Origin of the sequence: Streptomyces corynorhini (assembly GCF_003346515.1) — a bacterium.
Taxonomy (GTDB): Bacteria; Actinomycetota; Actinomycetes; order Streptomycetales; family Streptomycetaceae; genus Streptomyces; species Streptomyces corynorhini.
The window spans coordinates 1-12857 of the sequence record NZ_QQNA01000020.1 but is presented as its reverse complement, the minus strand read 5'-3'; the positions used below and the strand labels follow the sequence as shown (position 1 = coordinate 12857).

12 protein-coding genes are annotated in these 12857 nt (G+C 72.5%); 2 read left to right on the top strand and 10 right to left on the bottom strand.

Translation table 11 applies throughout. From position 1 onward, the window contains the following. Positions 1-118: 118 nt before the first annotated feature. Genes DVH02_RS03515 through DVH02_RS03470 form a run of 10 tightly spaced genes read right to left on the bottom strand, consistent with a single transcriptional unit; the run spans position 119 to position 10082 of the window. The gene (locus DVH02_RS03515) at positions 119-1681 is read right to left on the bottom strand and encodes an NADH-quinone oxidoreductase subunit N (RefSeq protein WP_114622186.1); all 1563 of its coding nucleotides are present in this window, start codon (positions 1679-1681) and stop codon (positions 119-121) included. Then, complete coding sequence (locus tag DVH02_RS03510; protein WP_114622185.1) at positions 1678-3303, bottom strand: complex I subunit 4 family protein; 1626 nt, start codon at positions 3301-3303, stop codon at positions 1678-1680. Before DVH02_RS03510 ends, DVH02_RS03515 begins: the two co-directional genes overlap by 4 nt. A 3-nt stretch (positions 3304-3306) precedes the next feature. Beyond that, entirely contained in the window at positions 3307-5313 is a 2007-nt protein-coding gene (locus DVH02_RS03505; protein WP_114622184.1) for an NADH-quinone oxidoreductase subunit 5 family protein, read from the bottom strand. Beyond that, positions 5310-5699 (bottom strand): NADH-quinone oxidoreductase subunit NuoK, encoded by a 390-nt coding sequence (nuoK, locus tag DVH02_RS03500; protein WP_114622183.1) that lies wholly within the window; start codon positions 5697-5699, stop codon positions 5310-5312. Before nuoK ends, DVH02_RS03505 begins: the two co-directional genes overlap by 4 nt. Further along, positions 5699-6298 (bottom strand): NADH-quinone oxidoreductase subunit J family protein, encoded by a 600-nt coding sequence (locus DVH02_RS03495; RefSeq protein WP_199566152.1) that lies wholly within the window; start codon positions 6296-6298, stop codon positions 5699-5701. Before DVH02_RS03495 ends, nuoK begins: the two co-directional genes overlap by 1 nt. Beyond that, the gene (locus tag DVH02_RS03490; protein WP_114622182.1) at positions 6295-6864 is read right to left on the bottom strand and encodes a NuoI/complex I 23 kDa subunit family protein; all 570 of its coding nucleotides are present in this window, start codon (positions 6862-6864) and stop codon (positions 6295-6297) included. The genes DVH02_RS03495 and DVH02_RS03490 overlap by 4 nt, the downstream gene beginning before the upstream one ends. Before the next feature lie 2 nt (positions 6865-6866). Then, complete coding sequence (locus tag DVH02_RS03485) at positions 6867-7835, bottom strand: complex I subunit 1/NuoH family protein (protein WP_114622181.1); 969 nt, start codon at positions 7833-7835, stop codon at positions 6867-6869. Further along, entirely contained in the window at positions 7832-9013 is a 1182-nt protein-coding gene (locus DVH02_RS03480) for an NADH-quinone oxidoreductase subunit C (RefSeq protein ID WP_114622180.1), read from the bottom strand. Before DVH02_RS03480 ends, DVH02_RS03485 begins: the two co-directional genes overlap by 4 nt. Then, positions 9010-9699 carry an NADH-quinone oxidoreductase subunit B gene (locus DVH02_RS03475; protein ID WP_114622179.1) on the bottom strand — a complete coding sequence of 230 codons (690 nt, stop codon included), beginning with the start codon at positions 9697-9699 and terminating at the stop codon, positions 9010-9012. The genes DVH02_RS03480 and DVH02_RS03475 overlap by 4 nt, the downstream gene beginning before the upstream one ends. Further along, a complete protein-coding gene (locus DVH02_RS03470) occupies positions 9690-10082 on the bottom strand; it encodes an NADH-quinone oxidoreductase subunit A (RefSeq protein WP_114622178.1) in 393 nt (130 codons plus the stop codon). Before DVH02_RS03470 ends, DVH02_RS03475 begins: the two co-directional genes overlap by 10 nt. Before the next feature lie 208 nt (positions 10083-10290). Between DVH02_RS03470 and DVH02_RS03465 the strand changes: the two genes are divergently transcribed. Next, complete coding sequence (locus DVH02_RS03465; protein ID WP_114622177.1) at positions 10291-11523, top strand: sensor histidine kinase; 1233 nt, start codon at positions 10291-10293, stop codon at positions 11521-11523. Between the two features lie 274 nt (positions 11524-11797). Further along, a partial coding sequence (locus DVH02_RS03460; protein WP_114622176.1) for a sensor histidine kinase occupies positions 11798-12857 on the top strand: 1060 nt, incomplete at its 3' end.

Sequence of the window (12857 nt, the reverse complement as noted above, 5' to 3'; positions counted from 1 at the left end):
ACCTGATGCTGCTCCACTCTCCAGTGGACCCTTACGTACTGGTCAACGCCAGGCGGGCGGTGCGGGTTCCCCGGCGCGTCCGGGCGGGGCGGGGGCGCGGCGCGGCGCCCCTCCGGCGTCAGAAGAGGCTGACTCCGGCGAAGCGCAGCACCAGCTGGGGCGCTCCGGACAGGGCGATCCCGGCCGCGGCCGTCAGGGCGATGGCGACGGTGAGGGCGGGCGCGGCGGTGACGGCGGCCCCGCCAGGGGAGAGGGCCGCGGTGTCCTCGGCCGGGGACTCCGGCCGCCCCTCGGTGGCGGGGAGCGTCCCGGGCGCGCGGAAGAGGACGGCCGTCCACCGCAGGTAGTAGGAGAGGGCGATCACGACGTTGACGGCCATGACGACGGCGAGCCAGCCGAGACCCGCGTCGACCGCGGCGGAGAAGACGGTGACCTTGGCGAACAGGCCGATGATCCCGGGCGGCAGTCCGGCCAGGCAGAGCAGGAAGAAGGCCAGCGCGAGGGCGGCCGACGGCCGTCGCGCGTACAGGCCCTGGTAGTCGCTGAGGCGGTTGAGGCGGTGGGTGCGGGCCACCAGGGCGACGACGGCGAAGGCGCCGAGGTTCACGACGGCGTACATCAGGGCGTACGCGACGGTGGAGCCGACGCTGCGCTCGCCCGCGTATCCGGCGGCGGCGATGGGCACCAGGAGGTAGCCCGCCTGCCCGACGGACGACCAGGCGAGCAGCCGTACGGCGCCGTGCGCGCGTGAGGCCGACTGCCGCAGCGCCGCCACGTTGCCGACGGTCATGGTGAGCGCGGCCAGCACGGCGAGGAGGGGGCCCCACACCGTCCCGTACGAGGGGAAGGCGACGACGGTCACCAGGACGAGCCCCGAGAAGCCGACGGCCTTCCCGACGACGGACAGGTAGGCGGCGATGGGCAGGGGCGCGCCGACATAGGTGTCGGGGACCCAGAAGTGGAACGGCGCGGCGGCCGTCTTGAAGGCGAAGCCGACGAGGGTGAGGGCCACTCCTGCCTTGGCGAGCGTGGCCAGCGGGCCCGACACGTCGTACAGGCGCTCGGCGATCTCGCCGAGGTGCAGGGTGCCGGTGGAGGCGTAGACGAAGCTGACGCCCAGCAGCATCACCGCGGTCGCGGTGACCGAGGAGAGGAAGAACTTGAGCGCGGCCTCGGAGGAGAGCCGGTCGCCGCGCCTGAGCCCGACCAGGGCGAAGGCGGGCAGGGAGGCGACTTCGAGGGCGACGACCAGGGTGGCGAGGTCCCGGGAGGCGGGCAGCAGGGCCGCGCCCGCGGCCGAGGCGAGCAGCAGGAACCAGTACTCCCCTACGGGGAGTTCCTTCGTGTCGCCGAGGGAGAGCAGGACGGTGAGCAGGGCGCCGCCGAGTACCAGCGCCTGGACGACCAGGGTGAAGTGGTCGGCGGTGTAGCTGCACACGTCGGCGTTGGTGGTGAGGCAGAACGTCCGGCGCCCGCCGTCGCGCAGCGGTAGGAGCGCCAGCAGCGCGAGGGCGAGGCCGCCGATGGCGATCGCGCCGAGGAGGGGTTTGCGGCGGGCCGGTACGAAGAGGTCGGCGACCAGGACGACGAGGGCGACCGCCGCCGTGATGGTGGGGGGCGCGATGGCCCGCCAGTCGACGGACTGGACGAGGCTGGCGGCGCTGTCGGCGGCCACGGTCACGACTTGCCTCCTGCGAGGAGCTTCTGCACGGCCGGGTCGGTGAGGCCGAGGAGGACCGCGGGCCAGAGTCCGGCGATGACGGTCAGGGCGACGAGCGGGGACCAGGAGGCGACCTCGTAGGTCTGGATGTCGGTGAGGCGCGGGCCCGCCGGTTCCTCTTCCCGTGGGGGGACGCCCATGCACACGCGGCGCACGACGACCAGGAGGTACGCGGCGGTGAGGAGCGTCCCGAACCCGGCGACGGCCATGAAGGTGAGGAAGGCGGGGCGGCTGAGCCCTTCCGCCGGGTCGAACGCGGCGAACATGGTGAGCATCTCGCCCCAGAATCCGGCGAGTCCGGGCAGTCCGAGTGAGGCGACGGCGGCGAAGGCGAGCAGCCCGCCGAGCCGTGGCGCGCGGCCGTAGAGCGCGGCGCCCGTCGCCCCGGCGAGGGTGTCGAGGTCGGCGGTGCCGTACCGGTCCTTGAGGGCTCCGACCAGGAAGAACAGCAGGCCGGTGATGAGCCCGTGGGCGATGTTGGCGAAGAGCGCGCCGTTGACTCCGGTGGGGGTCATGGTCGCGATGCCGAGGAGGACGAAGCCCATGTGGCCGACGGAGGAGTAGGCGATGAGGCGTTTGAGGTCGCCGCCCGCGCCCTCCTTGGCCAACGCGAGGCAGGCCAGGGAGCCGTAGACGATCCCGGCGACCGCGAGGGCCGCCAGGTACGGGGCGAAGACGCGCATCCCGTCGGGGGCGATCGGCAGGACGATACGGACGAAACCGTAGGTGCCCATCTTGAGCAGCACTCCGGCGAGGAGGACGGAGCCGACGGTCGGGGCGGCGGTGTGGGCGTCCGGCAGCCAGCTGTGCAGCGGCCACATCGGGGTCTTCACCGCGAGCCCGAGGCCGATCGCGAGAACGGCGGTGACCTGCACGGACGTACTGAGTCCCGCGCCGTTGTCAGTGGCGAGTGCCACCATGTCAAAAGTGCCCGCGTGGAGCCCGATGAGCAGGAGGCCGAGCAGCATGACCACGGAGCCGAGCAGGGTGTAGAGGATGAACTTCAGGGCGGCGGCCCGCCTGCCGCCCGGTACGCCTTCCGATCCGCCCCAGCGGGCGATCAGGAAGTACATCGGGATCAGCACCATCTCGAAGGCCAGGAAGAAGAGGAGCAGATCGAGGACGGCGAAGGTGGCGAGTGTGCCGGACTCCAGGACGAGGATCAGGGCGACGAACGCCTTGGGCGAGGGGCCCTTGGCCCGCTGCGTCAGCGGCTGATGTCCCTGCTTGAAGTAGCTGTACAGCGCGCACAGGAAGGTCAGTAGCGCGGTCAGGACCAGAAGGGGGAGGGAAATGCCGTCGATGCCGAGGTGGATCCGCACGTTGAGTGCCGCGATCCAGCTGATGTCCGTGGTGGCCTGCATCCTGGACGCGTGGTCGCGGTCGAAGCCGAGCGCCAGGACGATCGCGGCGACGAGGACCGCTCCGGTCACGGTGACGCCGTGGCGCAGCACGGCCTGTTCGGGGCTCTTGCCCCGGAGTCCTGGCGGGGCAGGCAGCAGGGCCGCGACGGCGCCGACGAGCGGCCCGACGATGATCAACGCGAGAAGGAGCTGCATCACGGATTCACTGATATCGAGCACGGCTCACGCTCCGGCGGCGACGAGTACGGCGGCGATCGCCAGGACGACGGAGCCGGCGAGCAGGGCGCTGAGGTAGGTCTGCACGTTGCCGGTCTGCGCGCGGCGCACGAGGGCTCCGAGTCCCCGCGCTCCCGCTCCCCCGCCGTGTACGTAGGTGTCGACGACCTCGCGGTCCAGGAAGCGGACCAGTCGGGCCGCCGCCAGCACGGGGCGGACGAACAGCTGGTGGTAGAGGGCGTCGAGACGGAAGCCGACCGCCGCGTGGCGGTGCAGCGGTCCCAGCAGGAGCCGGCCGGGGTCGGCCGGGTCGGCGGCGGCCGAGACGGAGCCGTAGACCCGGGTGTGGCTCTCCATCGCGTCTCTCTCCGCGAGCGCGGGCTCGGCGTCGGGGTGGGCGGCGACGGCTCCCATGGGGGTGCGGGCGGCCAGCGCCGTGGTGTGGCGCCAGCCCGCGTAGGTGACCAGACCGCCGACGAGGGCGACTCCGGTGGACAGGACGGAGGTGGTGAGGTTCGGGGCGAGGCTGTGTCCGTCGAACCAGCGCGGCAGGTAGCCGAGGGCCAGTCCGAGCGTGAGGGAGGGGATGGCGAGCACCCACAGCACGGTGTTCATGGCGCGCGGCTGCTTGCCGTGGTCGGGGGCCTGCGCGCCGCGGCCCCGGAAGGCGAGCAGCCAGAGGCGGGTGGCGTAGGCGGCGGTGAGCAGGGCCGTCAGCAGCCCGGCCACGAGCACCGTCCAGCCGGCGGCGCCGGGGGCGGGGCCGGACGGGTCGAGCGCCGTGTGCTCGGCGGCCACCAGGACGGACTCCTTGGAGAAGAAACCGGCGAAGGGCGGGATCGCGGCCAGCGCCAGCAGGGCGACGGTCATCGTCCAGTAGGCGTCGGGGATGCGCTGGGGCAGTCCCCTCATCCGGGACATCGTGGCGAGGGAGTTGGTACCGGCGGCGTGGATGACCACGCCGGCGCCGAGGAAGAGGAGGGCCTTGAACGCGCCGTGCGAGACGAGGTGGAAGACGGCCGCGCCCCGGTCGCCCACCGCCAGGGCGCCCGACATGTAGCCGAGCTGACCGATGGTCGAGTAGGCGAGGACCCGTTTGATGTCGTCCTGGGCCAGGGCGGCGAGCGCCGAGCCGACCATGGTGACCGCGGCCATCACCGCCAGTACGACCAGGGCCGCCGCCGAGGCGGCGAAGACGGGAAGGAGCCGGGCCACGAAGTAGATACCGGCGGCGACCATGGTCGCGGCGTGGATCAGCGCGGAGACGGGCGTGGGGCCTGCCATCGCGTCGGGCAGCCAGGTGTGCAGCGGGAACTGCGCGGACTTGCCCGCGACGCCCGCGAGCAGCAGCAGCGCGATCAGCGTGGGGTGGTCGAGACCGCCGTCGGCGACGGTCTTCAGGATGCCGGTGATCCGGAACGTACCGGCGTCGGAGGCGAGGGCGAACAGCCCGATGAGGAAGGGGACATCACCGAGCTTGGTGATCAGGAACGCCTTGAGGGAGGCCGCGCGCGCCTCGGGGGTCTCCCAGTAGTGGCCGACGAGGAAGTACGAGCAGATGCCCATGATCTCCCAGCCGACCAGCAGCACCATCAGGTCGCCGGAGTAGACGACGAGCAGCATCGCGGAGGTGAAGAGGGAGACGAGAGCCGCGTACGACGGGTAGCGCGCGTCGCCGCGCAGATAGCCGGTCGAGTAGATCTGCACACACGACGCGACGACGCCGACGAGGACGGCGACCAGGGCCGCGAAGCCGTCGATGTGCAGGGCGAGGTCGATGGGGACCGAGCCGGTCGGGGTGAGCCGGGTCGCGGCGTCCAGCGGCGCCGTGCCGTTGCCCGCGCCACCGCCCTGGCGTACGGCCACGGCGATGGCGAACGCGGCGGCGGCCAGGGTCGGCAGGACGGCCAGCGGGCGGACGAAGCCGGGGACGGTGCGCCCGAGGAGCAGTCCGGCCGCGGCGCCGAGGAACGGCAGGAGGGGGACGAGGACGGCGAGGGTCGTGGTGGTCACGCGGTGGCCTCAGCCTTCTTCGCCGGAGCGCCGGTCTCCGCCGGGCCCTCGGGGTCTTCGGGGCCGGTCATGTCTTCGGGGCCCTCGGCGGTGTCGCGGAGCCGGTCGATGTCCGAGGTGCCGCGGTTGCGGTAGACCATCAGGACGATCGCCAGACCGATGCCGATCTCGGCCGCGGCGATGGCGATCACGAAGAGGGTGAGGGACTGGCCGGTGTGCAGGGTGTCGCGGAGCCAGACGTCGAAGGCGACGAGGTTGAGGTTGACGGCGTTGAGCATCAGCTCGACGGACATCAGGACGAGGATCGCGTTGCGGCGCGCGAGCACTCCGTACAGCCCGACGCAGAACAGGAGGGCCGCGAGTACGGCGGGATAGGCGAGATGCATCAGCGCTGCTCCTTGTCGCCGCTGTTCTTGCGGGAGAGGACGATCGCGCCGACGAGCGCCGCCAGCAGAAGCACGGACAGCGCCTCGAAGGGCAGTACCCAGTTGCGGAAGAGGAACTGGCCGGAGACCTCGGTGGAGCCCTGCGCGGGCCCGTCCAGATCGATCCAGGTCGTACGGAAGGCGTCGACGACCACCCAGACCAGGCAGACGGCGGAGACGGCGGCCACCGCGAGGGCGGCGGGGCGGTTGCCCGAGTCGGCGTCGGGCGAGCGGCCGATGGGCGCCTTGGTCAGCATCAGTCCGAACAGGAGGAGGACCACCACGGAACCGACGTAGATCAGGACCTGTACCCAGGCGATGAACTCCGCCGTGAGCAGCAGATACTCGACGGCCAGGCCGCCGAGCGCCACCACCAGCCAGAGGGCCGCGTGCACCAGCTGTCGGGTCGTGACGGTCACCAGGGCCGCGCCGAGGGTGACCAGGCCGACCAGGACGAAGGCGATCTCGACTCCGGCGGGTGACAGGAAGCCGGGCCCGGCCGCCTCCGGGGCGGTCGCGGTGGCGGTGGCCGAGATCAGGGTCGTCGCCGCGCCGTTCATTCGCCGGCCTCCCGCTCCGTCGGCCGCTCGGCGGCGGAAGCGGCGGCTGCCGCGAGCTTGTCGGCGGTCTTGCGGGCCGCGCCCAGCTCCTTGGGCTCCTCGGCGCCCGGGTCGAGCGCGGGCGGGGCGGGCACCGTCCACATCCATTCGCGGAGCTTGTCCCGCTCGTGGGTGAGTTCGAGGATGTCCGTCTCCGCGTACTCGAACTCCGGTGACCAGAACAGCGCGTCGAACGGGCAGACCTCGATGCAGATCCCGCAGTACATGCAGAGCGCGAAGTCGATGGCGAACCGGTCGAGGACGTTGCGGCTGCGCTCGCGGCCGCCGGGGGCGGCGGCCGGCAGCGTCTCCTTGTGGGAGTCGATGTAGATGCACCAGTCGGGGCACTCCCGGGCGCAGAGCATGCAGACCGTGCAGTTCTCCTCGAACAGCCCGATCACCCCCCGGGTGCGGGGCGGCAGTTCGGGCTGGTGTTCCGGATACTGCGCGGTGACGGTCTTCTTCGTCATGGTCCGCAGCGTGACGGCGAGGCCCTTGGCCAGGCCGGATCCAGGGATCGGGGACATGGTTAGCTGATCGCCACCTTCACGATGCCGGTGAGCGCGATCTGCGCCAGCGCGAGCGGGATGAGTACGGTCCAGGCGAGTTTCTGCAGCTGGTCCTCGCGCAGGCGCGGGTAGCTCACTCGCAGCCAGATCACGACGAAGGCGAGGACCGCCGTCTTCAGCAGCGTCCAGACCCACCCGGCGCCGTCGCCGCCGAACGGTCCGTGCCAGCCGCCGAGGAAGAGGACGGTGGTCAGCCCGCACAGCACGACGATGCCCGCGTATTCGGCGAGCAGGAAGAGCGCGAAGCGCAGCCCGGTGTACTCGGTGTAGGCGCCGAAGATGATCTCGGAGTCGGCCACCGGCATGTCGAAGGGCGGGCGCTGGAGTTCGGCGAGCCCGGCCACGAAGAAGACCAGCGCGCCGACGATCTGCCAGGGCAGCCACCACCACTGGAAGGCGTCGAGGATGCCGTGGAGGGAGACGGTGCCGGCGGCCATCGCGACGGAGGCGGCGGCGAGCAGCATCGGCAGTTCGTACGCGAGGAGTTGCGCGGCGGTGCGCAGACCGCCGAGGAGGGAGAACTTGTTGGCCGAGGCCCAGCCCGCCATCAGCGAGCCCAGTACGCCGACCCCCATCACCGCGAGTACGAAGAAGACGCCCGCGTCGACCGCCTGGCCGACGGCGCCCTCGCCCCGGCCGACCGGGATGACGAGCACGACGAGGAGATAGGGCAGGAGGGAGACGGCGGGGGCGAGCTGGAAGATACGGCGGTCGGCGTTGGCCGGGACCACGTCCTCCTTCTGCGCGAACTTCACCCCGTCGGCGACGAGCTGCGCCCAGCCGTGGAAGCCGCCCGCGTGCATGGGTCCGAGACGGCCCTGCATGTGGCCCATCACCTTGTGTTCTGCCTGCCCGACCACGAGCGGAACCACCATGAACACGGCGAAGACGATGACCAGCCGGAGGGCGACGTCGAGTACGTCGTTCACGCGTCTCCTTCGGGGCGGCGGTCGCGCTCGGGGCGGGGCTCGCCGACGGGGCGGGGCGGAGTCGAATCCTCCGGACCGGGGGCGTCGGGTCCGGGTTTCGGCGCGGGAGCCGGGTCCGGCACGGGAGCCGCATCCGGCACGGGAGCCGGGTCCGGCGCGGGAGCCGCATCCGGCGCGGATGCCGGGTCCGGCGCGGATGCCGGGTCCGGCGCGGGAGCCGCATCCGGCGCGGATGCCGTATCCGGCACGGGAGCCGTATCCGGCACGGGGGCCGGTTGCTCCACGGGGGCCGGTTGCTCCGTGGCCGGTTGCTCCGTGGGGGCCGGTCGCTCCGTGGGAGTCGGCTGCTTCGCCGGGGCGGGTGCGGCGTCGCTCTTCTCGCCCTCCCCCTCGGCCGCGCGCGGCGCCCGCCAGGGCGCGTCCGCCGCCTGCCGCTGCTGGCTCGCCGAGCCCTCCGAGGCGCTGCGCGCCCGGCGGACCGGACGGTCCCCACCTGCGGCGGCACCGGCCGCGGCGCCACCCGCACCCGCGGCGCCCCCGGCACGGGCCCCGGCGCGCGCGCCACGCGCGGGGCGGGCCGGGGCAGGGGGCAACTGCCCCTTGAGCGGACCCCATTCGTTCGGGTCGGGCACGCCGGGCGGCAGCATCTGACGCCGCTTCGGCCCGCCGTGACCTGCGCCCGCCGCGGGCTCGCCCGGCTCCTTCGCGCCGGGCCACGCCTTGGCGACGCGGGCCGCGAGGACGAAGTCCTTGCGCAGCGGGTGGCCCTCGAACTCCTCGGGAAGCAGCAGGTGGACCAGGTTCGGGTGGCCGGTGAAGGTGATGCCGAACATCTCGTACGTCTCGCGCTCGTGCCAGTCGGCGCCCGCGTACACGCCGAGGGCGGTCGGCAGGACGGCCGCCTCGTGCGGCACGGTCGTACGGACCAGCAGCCGCCGTACCGCACCGGGCTCCAGCGCGGCGACGTGGGCGCAGACGCGGAAGCCGGTGCCCGGTTCGTCGACGGCGCTCAGCCAGTCGAAGTAGCCGCAGCCCAGCGCGGAGCGGGCGGTCTCCAGGGCGGTGAGCCAGGAGTCGGCGGGCACGTCGACCGTCAGCAGGTCGTAGGCCAGTTCGGCCGTGGCGCCCTCGCCGAAGATCTCGGCTGCGGCGTCCGGGAGCCGGTCGTAGGCGCTCACCGGGCGCTCCCCTCCCCCGGCGCCGGGGGCGGCGCGATCAGGCCGCTGCTCAGCGCCGCGGCCGAGGGGCGGCCGGTGGAGGCGTAGCGCTCGGCGAGCGATTCGCGCGCGATCTTCTCCTGGAGTTTCAGGATGCCCTGGAGCAGCGCCTCGGGGCGCGGCGGGCAGCCGGGTACGTAGACGTCGACGGGGATGATCTGGTCGACGCCCTTCGTCACGGAGTAGGAGTCCCAGTACGGGCCGCCGCAGTTGGAGCAGGCGCCGAAGGAGATCACGTACTTCGGCTCGGGCATCTGCTCGTAGAGCCGCTTCACGGCGGGCGCCATCTTGTCGGTGACGGTGCCGGAGACGACCATCAGGTCGGCCTGGCGCGGTCCGGGCGCGAAGGGGATGACGCCGAGCCTGATGAAGTCGTGCCGGGCCATGGAGGCGGCGATGAACTCGATGGCGCAGCAGGCGAGCCCGAAGTTGAAGACCCAGAGGCTGTAGCGGCGGCCCCAGTTGAGGACCACCTTCATGGGTTCGGGGGCCAGCCGGGAGAGCACGCCGAGTTTCGGCTCGGGCAGCGACACGGGTGCGGGCCGGGCGGCGGGCGCGGGCCGGGCGGCGGGCGCGGCGGGCACGGCCGGGGACGCGGGCGCGGCCACGGGGACGGGAGTGGCGGCGGAGCCTGGGGTCACGTCCATTCCAGGACGCCCTTCTTCCATGCGTAGAGCAGTCCCACGGCCAGGAAGCCGAGGAAGATGAACATCTCGACGAGCGTCGTCGCGCCGTATCCCGGGGCCGCGAAGACGGTCGCCCACGGGAACAGGAAGATCGAGTCGACCGCGAAGATCACGTAGAGGAACGCGTAGACGTAGTAGCGGACCTGTGTGTGGGCCCAGCCCTCGCCGACGGGGTCGACACCGCATTCGTACGTGAGCAGTTTCTCCGGCGTCGGCACCACCGGCCGCAGCAGTCGTCCCGCTCCGAAGGCCACGGCGACGAACAGCGCCCCGACGACCGCGAGCAGTCCGACCACCGCATAGCTCTGGAAGTAGTCCGACGCGAGAACGGTCGGTTGCGACACGTCCGCCCCTCGCTCCCTGACCTCGTTGCGACTTCATCGGCTTCTTCGACGATCTGTACGCACCGGAGTCTAGGCCCTGTTAAAGAAGTGGTAAGCAGTCGCGTCCGAGATAAGGGGCGACCGGGGGTACGCGGTGGGGTTATCCCTAGGTCATCGCACCGAGCCACCCCATGGCGCACGCCGGGCCAGGCGGGCAGGCTTGGCACCTATGAGCGTGAGCAAGCCCGTGAACAGCACTCCTTCCGACGAGGACCGGCCGCCGCCGGTGCGCTTCGGCTACGACCGGCACACCTGGAAGGAGGTCGCGTACCTCCTGACGAACCTTCCGGCCACGCTGGTCGGTTTCGTCTACGCGGTCGTCACGCTCTCGACCGGGGTGGGGCTGTCGGTCACGGTGATCGGTCTGCCGTGGCTCGTCTGCGGCCTGGCCGGCGCGCGGTGGCTCGGCCGCTGGGAGCGCGCGCGGGCGCGGGCGCTGCTGGGGGTACGGATCGACGAGCCGAGCCCGCTGTTCGGGAGGCGGCGGGACGGCGGCCGTGCGACGGGCCGGGGGCGGACGCGGGCCGCGCGTACGGAGGGGCTGCTGAGCCGGGTGTGGACGGGGCTGAAGGACCCGGTGGCCTGGCGGACGCTGCTGTACTCGTTCATCCGGCTGCCCTGGGGCGTGCTGACGTTCTCGGTGACCCTGGTGGGGCTGATCGTCCTGTGGCCGGTGCTGCCCTATCTGGCGCGCGCCCTCTCCCATGTCGACCGGACGATGGTGCGCGGGCTGCTGTCTCCCTCGGACGAGTTGGAGCGGCGCGTCGCCGAGCTGGAGTCGGACCGGGGCGTGGTGGTGGACACGGCCGCCGCCGACCTGCGCCGTATCGAACGCGATCTGCACGACGGCGCCCAGGCCCGGCTGGTCGCCCTCGCCATGGGACTGGGGCTGGCGAAGGAGAAGCTGCTGGAGGACCCGGAGACGGCGGCGGCGATGGTGGACGAGGCGCACGGCGAGGTGAAGCTCGCCCTCCAGGAGCTGCGCGACCTCGCACGCGGCATCCACCCGGCCGTCCTCACCGACCGGGGCCTGGACGCGGCGCTCTCCTCGATCGCCTCGCGCTGCACCGTGCCGGTGCGGGTGACGGTGGACCTGGGCGAGCGGCCGGCCGAGGCGATCGAGGGCATCGCGTACTTCACCGTCTCCGAGCTGCTCCAGAACGTCAGCAAGCACAGCGGGGCGCGGAACGCGGCCGTCGACGTGTGGCGCACGGACGACCGGCTGCTGATCCAGGTCCAGGACGACGGGCGCGGCGGCGCGCGGCTGGACGGCGGTACGGGGATGTCCGGGCTGGCCGAGCGGCTGGGCGCGGTCGACGGTCTGTTCGTCCTGGACTCCCCGGCCGGTGGGCCGACGGTCGTCACGGCGGAGCTGCCCTGGCGCGAGCGCGGCCGGGCCTGACCCGGCGGGCCCCAGGGGGGTGGGGAAAACCCCAGGGCGAAGAGGGAGACCGGCCTCATGGTGGGAGTGCGCGACGCCCCGGCAGCATGGACGGCAGGAGACGGCAGCAGACGGCAAGCAGGCGCTTCAGGCGGCGGCAGGCGGTCCGCCCCGGCAGCGGCCAGGCAGCGGCCAGGCAGCGGCTCCTGATCACCCGCCCGACCCGGCTCAGCCGCTCCCCGCTCACCACCACCTGCTCACCCCGCTCACCCCGCTTCCAGAACGGACGACACCGATGGCCACGGATTACGCGTCGCAGCCGCGCCCCCGCCTCCTCCCGCAGGTCCTGCGGGCGCCGGTCGAGGGGCGTGCCTGGCGCGAGTTGGGCTATGTGCTGCTCAGCCTGCCCATCAGCACGGTGCTGTTCGCGTACGCGATCACGATGATCTCGCTGAGCGCCGGGCTGCTGGTCACCTTCCTCGGCGTACCGGTCCTGGCGCTCGGGCTGGTCGGCTGCCGGGGGTTCGGCGCGCTGGAGCGGGCCAGGGCCCGGGAGCTGCTGCGGGTCGAGGTGGCGCACCCGGAGCCGGTCCGCGTCAAGAAGAGCGGGCTGCTGCCGTGGATCGGCGCGGTCCTCAGGAGCGGGGCGTCCTGGCGCCAGCTGACGTACGCGGTGCTGCACTTCCCGTGGGCGGTGTTCGCGTTCTCGGTCGCGGTGACGTTCTGGGCCGTCGGCTGGGCGCTGTTCCTCTATCCCCTGTGGCAGTGGGTGTTCCCCGCGGAATCCGGCCCCTCGGGGATCGCGCTGTTCTCCGACGGAAGGGGCAATCAGGTCTATCTCGACACCCCGTTCGACATCGCCGCCACCAGCGCCGTGGGGCTGGTGTTCGTCCTCGCCTCCCCCTGGCTGGTCCGCGGTCTGACCACGGTGGACCGGATCATGGTCATCGGGCTGCTCGGTCCTTCGCTGCTGGCGGGCCGGGTCTCGGAGCTGGAGTCGGACCGGGGCGTGGTGGTGGACACGGCCGCCGCCGACCTGCGCCGTATCGAACGCGATCTGCACGACGGCGCCCAGGCCCGGCTGGTCGCCCTCGCCATGGATCTGGGGCTCGCGAAGGAGAAGCTGCTGGAGGACCCGGACGCGGCGGCCCGCATGGTGGACGAGGCGCACGGCGAGGTGAAGGTGGCGCTCCAGGAGCTGCGCGACCTCGCACGCGGCATCCATCCCGCCGTCCTCACCGACCGGGGCCTGGACGCGGCGCTCTCCTCGATCGCCTCGCGCTGCACCGTGCCGGTGCGGGTGGAGGTCGAGCTGTCGGCCAGGCCGGTGGCCGCGATCGAGGGCATCGCGTACT